Annotated in this window: 13 protein-coding genes; all 13 read right to left on the bottom strand. The window is 38.0% G+C overall.

The features are described 5' to 3' along the window. Window positions 1-577 precede the first annotated feature (577 nt). The 13 genes from ACW0TQ_RS02300 to ACW0TQ_RS02360 all read right to left on the bottom strand — a co-directional run bounded on the left by ACW0TQ_RS02300 (window position 578) and on the right by ACW0TQ_RS02360 (window position 16,444). Window positions 578-1,945, bottom strand: a complete 1,368-nt coding sequence (locus ACW0TQ_RS02300) for an alanine/glycine:cation symporter family protein (protein ID WP_212928718.1) — start codon at window positions 1,943-1,945, stop codon at window positions 578-580. Window positions 1,946-2,172: 227 nt separating this feature from the next. After that, a complete protein-coding gene (locus ACW0TQ_RS02305; RefSeq protein WP_042531699.1) occupies window positions 2,173-3,105 on the bottom strand; it encodes a TIM barrel protein in 933 nt (310 codons plus the stop codon). 37 nt (window positions 3,106-3,142) lie between these two features. Beyond that, window positions 3,143-4,354 carry an MFS transporter gene (locus ACW0TQ_RS02310; protein WP_368901557.1) on the bottom strand — a complete coding sequence of 404 codons (1,212 nt, stop codon included), beginning with the start codon at window positions 4,352-4,354 and terminating at the stop codon, window positions 3,143-3,145. A gap of 359 nt (window positions 4,355-4,713) precedes the next feature. Then, window positions 4,714-5,655 carry a sugar phosphate isomerase/epimerase family protein gene (locus ACW0TQ_RS02315; RefSeq protein ID WP_193062917.1) on the bottom strand — a complete coding sequence of 314 codons (942 nt, stop codon included), beginning with the start codon at window positions 5,653-5,655 and terminating at the stop codon, window positions 4,714-4,716. Between the two features lie 229 nt (window positions 5,656-5,884). Continuing rightward, entirely contained in the window at window positions 5,885-7,081 is a 1,197-nt protein-coding gene (locus ACW0TQ_RS02320; protein WP_455725301.1) for a Gfo/Idh/MocA family protein, read from the bottom strand. Window positions 7,082-7,119: 38 nt separating this feature from the next. Next, entirely contained in the window at window positions 7,120-8,640 is a 1,521-nt protein-coding gene (locus ACW0TQ_RS02325) for a sugar porter family MFS transporter (RefSeq protein ID WP_455725302.1), read from the bottom strand. 107 nt (window positions 8,641-8,747) lie between these two features. Continuing rightward, window positions 8,748-9,611, bottom strand: coding sequence for a sugar phosphate isomerase/epimerase family protein (locus tag ACW0TQ_RS02330; protein WP_455725303.1), 864 nt, complete (start codon window positions 9,609-9,611; stop codon window positions 8,748-8,750). 53 nt (window positions 9,612-9,664) lie between these two features. Next, window positions 9,665-10,696 carry a bifunctional inositol 2-dehydrogenase/D-chiro-inositol 1-dehydrogenase gene (gene iolG / locus ACW0TQ_RS02335; protein ID WP_212928687.1) on the bottom strand — a complete coding sequence of 344 codons (1,032 nt, stop codon included), beginning with the start codon at window positions 10,694-10,696 and terminating at the stop codon, window positions 9,665-9,667. Between the two features lie 616 nt (window positions 10,697-11,312). Next, window positions 11,313-12,227, bottom strand: a complete 915-nt coding sequence (locus ACW0TQ_RS02340) for a helix-turn-helix domain-containing protein (RefSeq protein ID WP_212928688.1) — start codon at window positions 12,225-12,227, stop codon at window positions 11,313-11,315. Window positions 12,228-12,442: 215 nt separating this feature from the next. Beyond that, window positions 12,443-13,384 carry an aldo/keto reductase gene (locus tag ACW0TQ_RS02345; protein ID WP_212928689.1) on the bottom strand — a complete coding sequence of 314 codons (942 nt, stop codon included), beginning with the start codon at window positions 13,382-13,384 and terminating at the stop codon, window positions 12,443-12,445. A gap of 18 nt (window positions 13,385-13,402) precedes the next feature. Beyond that, window positions 13,403-14,236, bottom strand: coding sequence for a sugar phosphate isomerase/epimerase family protein (locus tag ACW0TQ_RS02350; protein ID WP_212928690.1), 834 nt, complete (start codon window positions 14,234-14,236; stop codon window positions 13,403-13,405). Window positions 14,237-14,648: 412 nt separating this feature from the next. Continuing rightward, window positions 14,649-15,434 carry a sugar phosphate isomerase/epimerase family protein gene (locus ACW0TQ_RS02355; RefSeq protein WP_246528993.1) on the bottom strand — a complete coding sequence of 262 codons (786 nt, stop codon included), beginning with the start codon at window positions 15,432-15,434 and terminating at the stop codon, window positions 14,649-14,651. Window positions 15,435-15,490: 56 nt separating this feature from the next. Next, window positions 15,491-16,444, bottom strand: coding sequence for an aldo/keto reductase (locus ACW0TQ_RS02360; protein ID WP_212928691.1), 954 nt, complete (start codon window positions 16,442-16,444; stop codon window positions 15,491-15,493). Window positions 16,445-16,447 lie beyond the last annotated feature (3 nt).

Below are 16,447 nucleotides of genomic sequence, written 5' to 3' on the forward strand. Positions count from 1 at the left end.
TCATCAGCCACATCTATAGAGAACTGTAGGAAAAATAACTTAAAGTAGAATCTATTTAAACATATAAAATTATAATATGCAAATTATTCTAATTTATCTTTTAAAATCATGAGATTTGTTTGTATATAAAAAAAGATATATCCGCCTATTTTAATATGTTTTCAGGTGAAATTTGGTGAAATAATATAGGATATACAACGGTATAATAAAATAAAAAGAATAACTTTTACTGAGATACTCCTGTTATATGAGGATAGGAGCATCTATTATTTCTAAAGGTATTTTATAATAAATAAAACAGATTAAAAAGAACAGCTCAGCTTGGCTTACATAGCTGTCCTCTTGTAAACGGGACTCTTGTTACTGGAGAAGTGATATTATTTGGAAATCCTGAAGACAACCTTTTAGAACGAATAAATCCTATAGCTGCAATTAAATTCAATTATTGAGAAACCTAAAAAGTGACTTCCATGGATGCAAAGAAGTCACTTTTTATACGAATTGATTTCCCCTCAATTATTTCCTTTATATGTCCGATAGAAAATTACTGTAACTTTATCATTTATTACAGCAATCATTAACCAGCCAGCTTCTGCTTCCTCTCCTCCTCTTTTTCCTTTCTCCGTACTTCTCTAAATTTATTTGTTTCAGATACAATCACGCCGGATAATAAACAGAGCGCAATCAAGTTGGGCACTGCCATTAATCCATTGAATATATCCGCAAGATCCCATACTAACTGCACAGATTGAACCGCACCAAACAGGATAACCAGACAGAAAATGATTTTATAATAGATTGTATTTCGATCTCCAAAAATATAACCGAAGCATTTCTCCCCATAATAGGACCAGCCCAGAATAGTGGAATAAGCAAAGAAAATAAGGCCGAATACAACAATATAATTACCTAATCCAGGCAAGAAAAAGTCAAAAGCTTCTCCTGTAATGACAGGTGCTGCATCTGCTCCAAATTGCAAATGCAGCCCGCTCATCACCACAACAAGTCCGGTAATCGTACAAACCACGATCGTATCCAGAAATGTTCCTGTCATCGATACTAACGCCTGCCGCCCTGGATAATCCGTCTTCGCTGCCGCTGCCGCAATTGGCGCTGAACCAAGACCCGCTTCATTGGAGAACACCCCGCGGGCAATCCCGTATCGAATCGCTAAACCGATAGCTCCCCCGCCGACAGCTTCCGGATTAAATGCAGCCTCAAAAATAACTGCAAACGCCGCAGGAACTTCCGTAATATTTAAAATAACAATAATCAGTCCGCCAGCTATATAAAACAAAGCCAGAAATGGGACAAAGATAGCAGTTACTCTTCCAATGCCTCTCACTCCGCCAAGCAAAACTAATGCAGTGAGCGCCATCAAGATGATTCCCGTAACCCATGGGTTAATATTAAAAGTAGCTTGTAAGGAACCGGCAACAGTATTCGATTGCGTCATATTTCCAATTCCAAAGGATGCTAAAAAGCCAAACAGCGCAAACAAAACAGCTAACCATTTCCAGCCCAATCCCTTTTCAATATAATACATTGGACCGCCTGATATTTCCCCTTTATGATTGACGGTACGGTATTTAACAGCTAAGATAGCTTCACCATATTTTGTGGCCATCCCAAAAAATGCCGCCAGCCACATCCAAAATAGCGCACCAACACCGCCAAGGAGCACAGCTGAAGCAACTCCAGTCATATTACCAATTCCCAGTGTCGCCGCCATAGCAATCATCAATGATTGGAAATGAGAAATATCTCCTTTTTCGTTTTTGTCTTTATTTTTACTTTTAGAGAATGTTAATTTAAGCGCATAAGGTAAATCTCTTACTTGTAAAAATCCCAGACGCAATGTTAAAAATATTCCCGTTCCTACAATCAGTACGAGCGTAATCGGCCCCCAGACGATACCATTAACCGTATCCACTATTGCCTGTATGCTTTCCACTTCCACATCTCCCCCTTTTCAATTGTCTGTTTTTTCACAAAAATACAATTACAGTAATTGTATTTATTTTACATGAATATCATCTAAAAATCTATGAGAAAATGAAGAAGTGTAAAGTAATTTGACACGGTGTGATAAATTACTGTAAAAAGCGTATAAAGCTGGGCTGGGTGGCCTTATTCATACGCTTTATTACAATTACATTGGAAAGCTTGAACTTATTTATTAAACCCAAGCTCTTCTAAAAATGCGACACTTTTTTTCACATCGGCTAAACTGCTGCCTGCATTTCGAGGATCACGCTCCTGCTCGATCGTGATAAACCCTTCATATTTTAATTTTACAGCTAATAACTCATATATTTCTTTATAATCAATAACACCTTCACCTATAGGACACATTACATTTTCCGCACAGGCATCAAAAAAACGGATTTTTTTATTCATGACTTGTCGGTAGACATCTATATCAATGTCTTTAAAATGAATATAGTCTACACGATGATAAAGCTTTTCCAGCCATTCTATCGGATCCATTTTTGAATAAAGTAAATGTCCTGTATCTAAACAAAGACCGGCTACTTCATACGGAATGTCCTCTGTCAGTTTCAATATTTCATCCGAAAATTCAATGTACCCACCGGCATGTGGATGCACCACTGCACGAACACCGTATTCTTGCGCAGCTTTCTTTGCAATTTGGGTAATATGAGAGATCATATTACCCCATGCCTTATTTGATAATCTCTGCGCCTGATCAGGGTGGCCTGCTGCATAATCTCTTTCATCATGGCCCCAATCAATCACAATCAGATAAGGTGTCTTAAACTTTTGATTGTCTCCCGCTTGTTCTTGCGGCATCTGCGTGATTAAAGAACAAATAGCCTCTACTTGTTGAAGCAGATTAGGCAGATTGGCCTCGGAGACAAGATCATCAAAGATAGTCCCTGCTACAATCGTAAGTTCATTTTTTTCCAGTTCTTCTTTTAAAACACTTGTATCAAGGGGTAAATAACCGTACGGACCTGTCTCAACCCCTGTAAATCCGGCCAGATGCGCTTCTTTTAAAACGTCTTTCCAATCTGGAAGGTAAGGGTTCTTAGGATCATCTACGCCCCAGCAGCATGGCGCACCTGAAATGTTTATTGTCATGATTCCTTCCGCCTCCAATCATATAGCACTAGTGATCTTAAATCGCATGATGTTTCTTTGTATTTTTATTTTTTAGTAAAAGACGAGTAAATATCTTTCCCCTATACCAAATAGCGACAAGCAGCGTCGCTATCATCCCTAATCCGCCAGCAAAATAGAATCCAGATGCGATACCAAACTGGGAATTAACCATTCCTGATAAAAATGGACCAACAAATATACCTATTGCGTAGATAGATTGATACGCCCCCATGGCTGTTGCTCTTTTGGCAGGTTTAATCGATTGGATAGACATCCCCAGCAGCAGTGGAAAAATCATTCCTAAGGAAAAGCCCTGCAATCCCTGGATAACCAGAAAGATACTCTTCAGCTGTGCGAACGGAATAAGCAAGGTAGCTATCGTCACCAGCAAAAAGGCAGCCACCAAGGACTTCCCCTCTCCTAAGCGAGGAATAATCACGTTCCCCATAAAAAGCGTTGCAATCGCATGCGGTACCATAAAAGCAGCTACAATCCAGGTAATCTCACTCGCTTCAAAACCTGTCTGTAACGCAAAAGTTGATGTAAAGCCAAACATAGTCGAGAAAATAATACTATGAGCCAATATGGATAACAGAGACACTTTTAATAGCGACGGTTCGCGGATAATATGTATTAATCCCTTTAGCTTAATGGGCTCGGAGACTTTCTTATTTTTTGGTTCATAAATAAAGAAAGCCAGCCCCCATCCAATCACACTGAACACACTGCCAATCCAAAATGGTGCCTTCCATCCCCATTCCTCAACAATATAGCCGCTAAAGCTCATTCCAAGAAATTGAGCCAGCACGACAATAAAAGAAATACTTCCCATTGCTACATGAACCTTATTCTCTGAAAAATAAATAGGATATAAAACGGTAAAAGCAACCCATGATGCAGCTGCAAGTCCGGCCAGCGCACGTGCAAACAATAACCATCCAGCCCCATCCATCGTTAGAAATATAAAACAGCTGAGCATGCTGATGAACATACCAAACAGGATAAATGGTTTTCGCAGTTTTATCATGTCGGATGTTATCCCAATTGGCAGTCTGAATAATAATTGGGCCAATCCGTAACTTCCCAGAATAATTCCGATAAAGGAATATGGAATTTCTGTATGCTCCATATACGGAGATAAGGTTGGAACATACATAAATTGCGGAAACCATAATAAAAACGATACCAGCATAAATAAATTTTTGTTCCTGTTCATTGCTTTTGTCATGGATAGCCTACTTTCCATATGGATTTTAATAGTTTGCAGACCACTAATAAATTTGGTGATTTTTTAAAAATATATCTTTTCCTTTTTTATAATTCATAAATACTTACTTTAGTTATTTTAAAGGCTCATTTTTTGCTAATCGGTGTGGTTACCTTATATCATATCAATGGCCTTTTTTTCCAACCCCCATTCCACTTCATCACAGGAATGCTTTTCTAACGTGTAAAAAGCTGTCTTATCCATCCAGTTTTTCAACTCGATTTCTAAGAATCAGCTCTTTTGATTGTAATCAGATACCTATACTATTTTGCAGGTCTTGAATGGCATGTTTATCCAACTTTAGTAAACGTACATAATTTTTATTTTATTAATGTTGCTTCCAAAGAATCAATTGACGTACGCAGACCAGCATCCACACTCATCGTTAAATCTTCCATTTCCAATGAAACATACCCTTCATAGCCTACCATACTTAGATTAGAGAAAAATTCCTTCCACCATTGCTGATCATGACCACAGCCCACGGCTACATAATTCCAGGTTCTGTCCTTTGTTGCTGTTACCGGAAGCGATTCTAATAGACCATTTACATCAGCTAATCTGCTCTCAATCCGGGCATCCTTTCCATGAACATGATAAATAGCTCCTTCTAGCGGACGAATAGCTGCAATTGGATCAGCACCCATGATAAATAAGTGGGAAGGATCCAAGTTAATCCCAATGATATCTCCAACCGCTTCCCTTAATTTTAACAAAGTGGAAGCACTATAAACTAATTGGCTGGGGAATGCTTCTAATGCAATCTTCTCTATTCCATGCTTTTGAGCATAGTCGGCAAATTCCTTCCACCAGGGAATAGCAACTTCATTCCATTGATATTCTAATACAGAAGGCATGTATTCAGGCCACGAAACAGTAGAAGTAATCCAATTGGGGAATTTATCTTCCGGACCGCCACCAGGCAACCCGCTCATCATTACAATTTTTTTCACACCAAGCTTTTCAGCTAACTCAACCGTCTGATATGCTGTTTTCGTATGCTTTTCTCCTAATTCTCCAGGGCAAAGAGGATTACCAGAGCAATTCAATGCTGCAATTTCAATATTGCGTTGCTTTAATTCCCGTTTAAATTCCTCTAATTTCTTTTCATCTTCCAATAATTCATTTGTAGGAACATGCGGACAAGGAGACCAGCCGCCTGCAGTCATTTCTACTGCTTCTATTCCATACTCCTTCACCTTGTCCAACATATCCGTAAAAGATAAATCGCCCAACACATCCGTACATAACGCTAATTTCATCATTATCTATTATCCCCTTTCAAATGGAAACGGGAAGCAGGTAACCAGCCACCTGCTTCCCGTTTCATCAGCATCCATTCCTGTATCACTATGCATTATCTAATATTTTTTTAAGTTAAAATAGCCTAAACAGCTTGTCGCATAAGGTAAATGCGATACTTCATCTTTCTAACTCAAATGAAAATCTATTACTCGTATGCGCTTCTTCATTTTTCATGACTATTATTAATTATGCATGTACACTTTCTTCTGTTTCATATTCAACCCAAACAGACCCATTATCAGCGGAACGCACACAATTTTCAATCCACTGAACACCAGCAATACCAGCATCAATATCAGGGTAAATAAGTTTATCTAATGTTGCTTCATCGCCACGGTTTTTTGCGTCAATAGCTACGGCAATTCTTAGATAAATATTTGCCCAGGCATCGGATAATCCTTCTTGATGCAGGGTGCCTAAACGTTCATATTCGCTCGTTAACTCATCTAGATATTCTGTTCCCCTCACCAATGTTTGGATTGGTTCCCCTTGTACCTCATAACGCAATTCATTGGGTTTACTATCCCACCACTCTAAACTCGCTTTCGAACCAACAATGCGGATGCGCTGGCCATCCATACATCCTGCATCCACAGCAGATGTCCACATTCTTCCAACTGCACCATTCTCATAATGCATTAATACATAAGCGTTATCTTCTAATGGGTAGCGGCTTCCTACAAAGCTTTGGCGGTCACATAATAGCTTTTTGATTTTCATTTCCGGCATAATCAACTGTGACATGTAGTACGTATGCGTGGAAAGATCCCCGAGAACAAAGCTTGGCCCGGCAATTTTTGGATCAACACGCCATTTTTGCGCTGCATTCTTCTTATCTCCATCAACGGTCGCAGCATAACCATGTGTATACTGTAAATCTACTAAATGAATGTCTCCAATTTTCCCCTGTTCAATCATGGCACGCATTTGCAGGAGCATGACATTTCCTGAAAAACCATAAGTTACTCCAACAATTAAACCTTTTTCTTCCGCCAATTGTTTGATTTCCACTGCTTCTTTTGTAGTAAAAACTAACGGCTTTTCACAAATTACATGAAGACCGGCATTCAAAGCTGCCATGGTAATTTCATAATGCGTGCCATTTGGTGTTGCAATAGAGATAACTTCTATCCCATCATCCAGATTAGATTCTTCAGCAAACATTGTCTGGTAGTCCGGATAGCAGCGATCACTATCCACTCCCAGATTCACTCCAAAATCTTTTCCTCGTTCTGCGTTAATATCAAAAGCTCCAGCAACTAAATCATATGTCTTATCTCTTAATGCGCCTGTACGATGTTTGTACCCTACTTGTCCTGTTCTTCCGCCGCCAACCATTCCCCAGCGTAATGGTCTAGTAATCTTATTTTCTCCATTGATCATTTTTACACTCTCCTATACTTTTTATAAATTTTTAATATTTAATTTATTTTATTTTTTAAGTCATCACTTTTCTTACCAGTCCATATTTCTTCGATTTCTTCTAACGATTTATTCTTCGTCTCAGGAACAAATTTCCACATGAAGAAGAAAGCAAACGTACTTATCAGCCCATAAATTAGAAATGCTCCAGGACCAAACATATCATTTAACGGCGGGAATGTAGTAGAAGCTATCCAGTTAGCAGTCCATAATAACATTACTGCAATCGCAACAGCCTGTCCTCTGATTTTATTAGGAAAAATCTCTGAAACCATTACCCAGGCAACAGGTCCCCAAGTCATCTGGAATATAGCAACAAACCCTAGAATAAATATTAATGTACTGACTCCTTCGATTCCTACAAAGAAAAGGATAGCTACTGCACTTAAGCAAATGGCACATCCCGCAGCACCAAACATCAACAAAAATTTTCTTCCTTGTCTTTCAATAAGCCAGATAGCAATAAATGAAACGACAATACCTATAGCTCCAACAAGTATTGTTTGCAGCATTGCTGTTGATTGACCCACACCAAGGCTTTCAAAAATACGCGGCGCATAATACAGAATGATATTTATACCTATAAACTGACACAACATCGCAATTGTCATCCCAACAATTAAAACGCGTTTACCGTAATATAATAGTCCAACCTTTTCCGTTTTCGTTTCTAACGATGTTTTTATATCTTGAAGTGTTTCCCTTGCAGTTTGCTTAGAACCATTTAATTTCTCCAATATATTATAAGCTTTATCATAGTCATGATTTAAAGCCAGATACCTAGGTGTTTCTGGAATAAATAATAGTAGAATAAAGAAAAGCGCTGCTGGAATTAGTTCGGAAGCAAACATAAGCCGCCAGCCTGTATCATTTATCCATGCCGCGGTTTGACCATTAGCAATTCCCCAGTTGACAATATATACAACGGTTTGGCCAAATACAACAGCCATATTATAGATAATTACCATCTTCCCTCTAATATTCGCAGGGCTCATTTCACTAATATAAACTGGGGCTATCGCTGAAGCTAATCCAACCCCGACGCCGCCAATTATTCTATAAAAATTAAAAGTAGCCAATAATGCATGACTCGGCTCACCCATTGTGAAGAAGATTAATTCCGGATAAGCTGAACCCAATGCTGATAGAAAGAATAATATAGCTGCAATAACCAGTGTATTACGCCGTCCTATTTTATTGGATAATAACCCAGAAAGTAATGCACCTAAAATACATCCTATCAATGCACTGGATACTGTAAATCCATGAACTAACGACCCCAACCCCAGGCTATCAATCAGATACAATTGTATAGATTGCTCTGCCCCAGCAATAACAGCCGTATCATAACCGAAAAGAAGTCCCCCTAAAGAAGCTACCATTGCAACAAATACAATATATGAACGATTATTATTTAACATAACTATCCGATTCTCCCTCCTTTTGTATCGTGTCAGACTAATTCTAGCTGTTTTAATGTACCGTCTTTCATACTTAACAATTACTTCGAAACTAACCAAGTTCCTTCGTTTCTATTGTTTTGCGTAAGAAAATATTCGCGTTTCTGACAGATTCTGAAATTACATTTTTAACGATGCATAATTTTCTGCCCAGCAGTTTTAAATAGTTAAAGGTTTAGGCCTTCTTTAATAGATTTCAACGTTAATTCATTGGACCACTCCGGTCGATCCGGATAAGCAAATACTGCATTTGTCACGATACCAGCAAACTTCATTTCTCTTAATTTCTTATATAATGCATCAAAATTGATTTCACCCTCGCCAGGATTTAAGTGCTGATGAATCGTTACATTTGCACCGGGAGGATTGATAATATAACGCAGTCCAAACGCGGCTTTATGATTCAGCGTGTCTGCAATGAGTACATGGTCAAGCAAGTCGCCTGCCTCCTCTAGATGCTGTTCTACATCTCCAATCCCATCATCATAGAAGAAAGCATGCGGGACAGAATAGACCAGCTTGATCCAATCTTTATCTAATGCACGAATCATCCGGACTGCTTCCGTATTCAGTTCAATAAAATCATGTGGATGCGATTGGATATTTAACCTGATTCCTTCTTTTTCAAAAAGAGGCATCAATTTATCCATTGATTTCACGAACGCTGCTTCACTGTCTGTCGGACGTGTTTTATCTCCAGCAAATTCTGTATTCATCAAATCGACACCTAATTCAGAGGTAATTTCGATACAACGCTTCCAATTTCTAACTGCTGCTTCTCTTACTTCTTCTACGGGAGAAGACCATTGTTGAACAGGAAGTACCGATGAAATTTTCACGCCGGCATCGGAGCAATATCTCTTTAAATCTTTGATTAACTGCTTATCGACTTTCGGATATTGATTGAACCAGATAAAATCCTCCCGCGGGGAAAGCTCCACATACTCATAACCTAACCGGGCAACATTCTCAATCGTATCCCTTAAGTTCGTATTATCACGATAATGTGATGGATCATAAGCTAAACGCATTCTATTCATCTCCTTTAAAAAGTTTGTCTGATACTATTTTTGTTTCATCACCTTTAAACAGTATGTTCTGCTTTAGCCTCTTGATAAAAAGCTGGCTGTTCAGGCATTTCTATTGGAACGATTTTTCCTGTTTGTTTCGCTTCAATACTTGCATCCGTTGTCACTGCTACAACATAACCATCCCATGCTGACGGACCATGCACCTCACCGTTGACCGTAGAATTGATCCACTCTTGTAATTCAACATCATATGCTTCGATAAAGCGTTCTTTCCAATTTACTAGAATATCAGTGGAAAGCTTGGCTTGACTGCGCATTTGAAGGCTAGGCGGTTCCGGCAAATTAGCTATGCCCGTCTCCCCGACAACCTGACATTGGATATCATATCCATATTGACAATTAACAAAAATCTCCGTATCGATTCGTATTCCTTTTTTCGTTTCTAATAATATAATAATCGGGTCTTGCAACCCTTCTTCAGCAAGGGTTGTTCTTCTTGGCTGGATAACCTGTGTAGAAACATAATCATCCTGAATCAGCCATCTCAACACATCAATTTCATGCACAAACGAATCCGTAATTGCCATATCACCGCTAAAATTCGTAACAGAAGGTGCTCTGTGTGCACAATGCAGCATCAACGGTTCACCAACCTTGTTATTATCGACAGCCTGTTTCAATGTACGATATCCTTTATCATACCGTCTCATAAAACCTACCTGCACCAGCTGTTTCCCATATTCCATTTCAGCTTCTACGATTCGCTTACACCCCTCCGCTGTTGTCGCAAGCGGCTTTTCACAAAATACAGGTTTTCCAACTGCAATCGAAGCTAACACAAACTCTTCGTGAGTTGGCCCCCAAGATGTGACAATGGTTGCATCTACTTCATCCGCTTGAATCAAATCATGACCATTATCGTACACTTTCGCCTGCAGACTTTCGCGTTCCACAACCGCATGTGCCTGTTCACTATTTACATCGGTTACAGCGACAATCTCTCCTCCTGTCAGAGAGTGTGTAATTCTATGAATATGATCCTGCCCAATTGCTCCTGTTCCGATAACACCTATTCTTAAAACCATAAAAGTTACCTGCCCTTCCTTTATTGGATTAACATACCGATTACTTTTTAGAAGCATCACTTATTCAACATATTGAATGCGTTTTCTTTTTATAGAAGAATGAAGCTCGCTCTACTCACAAACAAATGGATACCCTTCTGTTTTTAAAGACTTATAGAAACAGAAATAATCATAGCTTTCCAATGATAAGTGATGCATTCCTTTTGTACAGCGTATATTACATTTTTTGAAATCGATTACTATTTCAAAAATAATTAATAAATAATCAAAATATACCCATGAAGTAATCATATCTATTGGTATATTATAGAGAAAGATATTTAAATTGTATTTGCATAATTCAGCCATTTTTTTGCATTTTCAGGACATGGCTGGGGAGGGCAGTTCAGACTTAGTAAAGAAATATTTGGCATTGGTAGGATGTATTTCGCCGGTAAAAAGAAAATCGTTAATTATTTCTTCCATATACAAAAGAAATATAGGACAGCTTTTTTTAAATCAAAATATATTTGAAGCATTCATTTCATTAAAAAACTCTTTCCCAGCTTTTATATTAGGAAAGAGTTTTTTAATACATGTATATATTGTTTTAGGGAAGATTTTGTATTTACCTTATTTAGCTTTCCTTAAATTCAGATTCCACCGTCCCTTGATATATCTTTCTATATTTCGCTGGAGGAGTTCGTATAATCTGCGTAAATACTTTTGTAAAATAATGCAGGCTGGAAAATCCACAAGCCGTAGCGATATCTTTAATCGACATCTTGGTTCCTCGTAAATATTCCGTAGCTAAACTCAGACGCTCTTCCTGTAAAATCTCTGTAAATGTCTTGCCCGTCTCCTCTCTGATCAACCGGGACAAATGGCGCTTCGAAACATAGAAGTCATCTGCGACCTCTGATATTTTAAGATTTTTTTGCAGATTGTCCTTTATATAAAGATTAACTCGATAAACTAAAATTTTTCTTTCATCAAAATCATCATCATTATCTTTTAAACTGGATTCCTGTTCAGGTAATGGGTAAAAGGAGTCGAATATAGCAGGCAGTAAATTAGAAGCAAGCTGTTTAAGCATATCTTCTTTCCATCTATGTTCTACTTCTATCGCAGACTGATAGAGTGCTTTCCATAAATAAGCATGTATCGCTTCTTCTTGCGAATGGATGACAGGCTGCACCTCTTGCTGCAAATCTTGTATATAATGTCTCCATTTCTTAGCTGAATCACTTTCTTTTAATTCAAATGCAAAATATAAATAATACATTCCTTGTACACTGGATATTTTATGTTCCTGATTAGGCCGCGTCAAAATAAGAGAGTGCGGAGCCAGCGGGTAACTAACATCCCTTTCCTGGTATTCTCCAGTTCCGCCAAGTACATAAGACACCTCAAAAAAACTGTGTACATGCGCTTTTGTGCCAAAATGACGCTGCCATCCTCCCCAATAATAAACTCGAAACTCAGCTCCATATATCGAAATAGAAGTAACATATTTATTTAAATCTTTTTTTCCTTCAAATAGATTTTTCATCCTTTTATACAACCTTTCCCATGAAGTTAAAAAGCTCTAACGCATTTTCTAAAAAGACAAGAAGCTTTTTAACAGCACCCGGAATCAATCGGTGTCAAGCATATATAGAAGTATTCCAATTTATATTGATAACAAGCTTTTTATCCCTTTGTGTAAGAATAAACAGAGGCTGTCACCTAAATAATAAGTAACAGCCATTCATTTCATGCAGCAGCTTACAAAGCAAAAATATCGCTGATTGCTTTATACTCTTCATCTGAAATAGCAACATCTAATGTTTGCAGGTTATTTTGCACTTGCGAGCCGTTCTTTGCTCCAGGAATAACAACATCAATGGCATCATTAGCCAAATACCAAGCTAATATTAAATGAGGAATTTCCACCTGTTTAGCTGCAGCAATCTCTCGCAGCTTCTCCACCCTGGCAAGATTCTTCCGGAAGGACTCTCCCTGAAAATGGTCAAAACCATTGCGTAAACCCCCTTCTGGGAACGTCGTATTTTCATCGTATTTGCCAGCGAGCAACCCAGAAGCAAGCGGAAAGAATGGAATAAAGGAGATGTCATTTTCTTTCGTATAATCAAAAAATGTTTGCTCCGCATCTCTTTGGATCAAATTATATAAATCTTGGACGACATCCACATATCCGTCTTTGTTTGCCTCTTTTAACTGATCCAATGAAAAATTGGAAACACCGATAGAACGGATTTTTCCTGCATCCTTCAATTCTTTCAATGCACCAACCGCCTCATCTTTAGGCGTATTTTCATCGGGATTATGAATATAAAATAAATCAATATAATCTGTTTGTATACGCTTTAACGCATCATCAACAGCTTGCTTTAAAAATGCCGGAGAATTATCAAACTGCACCTCTCCATCTACAAACTTATGAGCAGCCTTTGTGGCGATGACTACTTCTTGACGCTTGCCCATGTCTTTCACGACTTTTCCTACTAACTCTTCCGAATAACCCGGTCCATAAATAAAAGCAGTATCTAAAAAATCTACGCCGTGATTGATGGCATCCCGAACCATATCCATTCCTTGTTCATCCTTCAGATTCGGGTATAGGTTATGACCTCCAACTGCATTGGTTCCTAATCCTATCGGGTTAACAACTAAATCTGTTTTTGCAATCTGCACTTTTTGAACCATGTGTCCTCCTCCTCTAATCTATGAATGAATACTAGCTGCGATAGATTCCAGTGTCGTTTCTTTTGCTTTTCGAATCACTTCCTCCGCTGGCATTTGATAATACTCCGGACGGAACAATTCAACAGAGACAAGATCTTCTTTATAACCAATCTCTTTTACTGTCTGCAGCAACTTCTCCAGATCAATGACACCTTCCCCAGGCCAGACACGATGTTCGTCTCGAAGTACTCCGACAGGGTAATCCTCTGTATCATCGATATGTAAAATAAAGATTTTCTCTCCATCCGCCTTCTTCAGAAATTCAAAATCTGAATTCATTGCATGAAAGTGAAAACAGTCAAAAACTAAACCAACACTTTTTCTGTCTACCGTATCAATAATATCATAAGCCTGTTCAAAGGTATTAATTGTACATTCCGGATGCCCAACAAATTCCAATGCCACCTTCACATCTTGCGCTTCTGCTATGTCCGCGAATTGGTTCAACATACTGACTGCACTCACTTTAATATCTTCCTTAAGAAGCGCCTGATCAGTTACTAATGGCACCACGACCACATAAGCAGCTCCCAGCTCATTGGCGTTATCCACCATCGTTTTAAATTCTTCGATGACTTGTTCCTCGTCCTCGCGGTTATTGAAATATACCAACGCATTTAAAGCGATTGGTTTAATATGATGGTTTTGGAAATAATCTTGTAATTCTTCCATCGAATGGTCTCGCAAGTATTCCGGCAATTTATCCATTGTGCGGATCTCGATATAGTCATAGCCATGCTTCTCACAGTATTCGAGATCCTTGGCAAGGTTTGAATTCTCTAATGTAGTTGCTTGGTTATAGCAGAGTTTCATTTTTTCATCCTCCTTGTAGATAATAGGCGTCCTATCACATGTTTGCTTTTTATTGATATATTCTTTTCATTAAAGCGCTTGCATTATTTTTGGAAATATAATGCAACCTGTGAATGATTGCAATAAGTTACTATTATCTTCTTGTGAATTTATTGTTATATTTTTCAGTCTAAATCAAGGAAGAGGATAAATATTTATAATTTGATGCCTATCTTTTGTATTATGGAGACAATATTGATTAAATAATATCCATTCCATTTAAAAAGCGTATGAACTTAAGTAACGATACACTTAGTTCATACGCTTTTTATTATTAATACATTTGAAACGTTTCTTTCTATTTTGTCGAACCCTTCAATTCATTAAAATTGAGAAGTTATACTTTTTTGTATAAACCTTCTAAAAGAATTATTTACAGTTGTTCCTGTAATTCAAGTAAATTATTAAAACTAATTTGATAGCTTTCCATCATCCCGCCATCTAAAAAACTGCGATCTTGTTCTACTACATACCATTCCGTACCATTCGCCTCACCCCATTGTAATATTGGAACAAAGTCAATAATACCCGTTCCAATCTCAGCTAAAGATTCAGGGTAAGTTAATCTCTTATCTGATTTTATATCTTTCAAGTGCAAGATAGGCATTTTTTCTGGAAATCGTTTAATCACAGACAGCGGATCAATTTCAGCATATTGAACCCAGTACGTATCTACTTCAGGATAAATAAAACAGTTTCCCTCAGGCATCATCAAATAATTATAGGCAGTACGATTGTCAACTTTTGATAAAAATTCAAATTCATGGTTGTGATAGCCCACTCGAAATCCTAGACTATTGAGTCGCATAGCCAAATCAAGCAATGAACTCTTTACATATCTATATCCTTCTTCATTTTGTAATTCTTCAGGTAACGAATTGCAAAAAATATCTTTTGTACCAAACAATAATCCTTCATATATTACTTTATCTGTATCATTAAGCATTCTGTCAAGTGAGACATGCATTCCAGCTACTCTCATTTCTGTCTCTTTAAGTACTGCAGCAATATGTTCTGCACTATTACCGCGAAGTCCATCTATCTGAACAGCTTGCCATCCCATTTTTCGCAGCTCTCGTATAGTTCCACCGAAATCCACTTCAAGCTCACGTCTGAATGAATATAATTCCACAGCAAACTTATTGCGAATATCTTTCAATTTAGTCACCTCATTTTTTCTATAAAGGATTATTTAGTCTTAACTTAAATTAAGTTCTATTCTTTTAAATCAAGCCAACGAACTTCATCATCCGTTAATAAAATTTTCGTTGCATCGTAAGAGGACAATAATTCGTTACTATTTTCTGGTCCAATAACCGCCGCTGTCGGGAATGTCTGACACAATACATAAGCAAGAGAAATTTGAATAGGTGTTACCTTTTTTTTGTCTGCTAACTCTTCCGCACGTCGATATCGTTCCCAGTTGGCTTCACTATAATAAACTTCGACCATCTCTACATCATCTTTAATATCCGGTGTAAATCGACCAGAGAAAAATCCACCCGCTTGAGACGACCAAGCTAATAAAGGTGTATTTGAGTTTTGATGCCAACGTATCATCTCATCATTTGCAGACACACAATTTTCCCAACGAGGGCGATTCACTTTAGCAAGACTTAAGTTTGGACTATTAAAAGTAAAAGGCGTTAACTTATGCTCTGCCGCATATTTATTAGCTTCAATAATTCGTGCTATTTCCCAATTTGATGCACCAATGGCATAGACCAGACCCTTTTCAACCTGCTTATGAAGACTTTCCATAATAGGACCAACTTCCTTAGTTGGGTCATCTCGGTGCAAAGCGAATAGTTCGACATGATCTGTATCTAGTGTTTCCAAACTGGTATAAAGATCGTCTTCAATTGCCTCTGGAGTCACTCTAGCCACATCTGGATTTTCACGTGTCGGGTGACACGCTTTCGTATGAATAACTAGACTATCTCTATTCCTCCGCAACTTCATCCAACTTGCTAACGTTTTCTCACTATGTCGATATTGCCTTGCTGTATCAAATGAATTTCCACCTATTTCAATAAATTTATCCAGTACTGGGGCAGCAAAATCCATATTATCCGGTCTCAGGAAATCTCCTGAACCCATCAATAGATTAGAAACACTAATGGTAATATTTTTCCCATCTTTTTTCCCTTGAATATCTATATATTTCATCTG

The sequence above is a fragment of the Oceanobacillus sp. M60 genome (assembly GCF_053839645.1).

Excerpts from the sequence above, each read along its gene's own strand:
- ACW0TQ_RS02360 (WP_212928691.1), bottom strand. The coding sequence starts at position 16,444 with ATGAAATATATAGATATTCAAGGGAAAAAAGATGGGAAAAATATTACC.
- iolG (WP_212928687.1), bottom strand. The coding sequence starts at position 10,696 with ATGGTTTTAAGAATAGGTGTTATCGGAACAGGAGCAATTGGGCAGGAT.
- ACW0TQ_RS02310 (WP_368901557.1), bottom strand. The coding sequence starts at position 4,354 with ATGACAAAAGCAATGAACAGGAACAAAAATTTATTTATGCTGGTATCG.
- ACW0TQ_RS02315 (WP_193062917.1), bottom strand. The coding sequence starts at position 5,655 with ATGAAATTAGCGTTATGTACGGATGTGTTGGGCGATTTATCTTTTACG.
- ACW0TQ_RS02340 (WP_212928688.1), bottom strand. The coding sequence starts at position 12,227 with ATGAAAAATCTATTTGAAGGAAAAAAAGATTTAAATAAATATGTTACT.
- ACW0TQ_RS02305 (WP_042531699.1), bottom strand. The coding sequence starts at position 3,105 with ATGACAATAAACATTTCAGGTGCGCCATGCTGCTGGGGCGTAGATGAT.
- ACW0TQ_RS02320 (WP_455725301.1), bottom strand. The coding sequence starts at position 7,081 with ATGATCAATGGAGAAAATAAGATTACTAGACCATTACGCTGGGGAATG.
- ACW0TQ_RS02350 (WP_212928690.1), bottom strand. The coding sequence starts at position 14,236 with ATGAAACTCTGCTATAACCAAGCAACTACATTAGAGAATTCAAACCTT.
- ACW0TQ_RS02345 (WP_212928689.1), bottom strand. The coding sequence starts at position 13,384 with ATGGTTCAAAAAGTGCAGATTGCAAAAACAGATTTAGTTGTTAACCCG.
- ACW0TQ_RS02330 (WP_455725303.1), bottom strand. The coding sequence starts at position 9,611 with ATGCGTTTAGCTTATGATCCATCACATTATCGTGATAATACGAACTTA.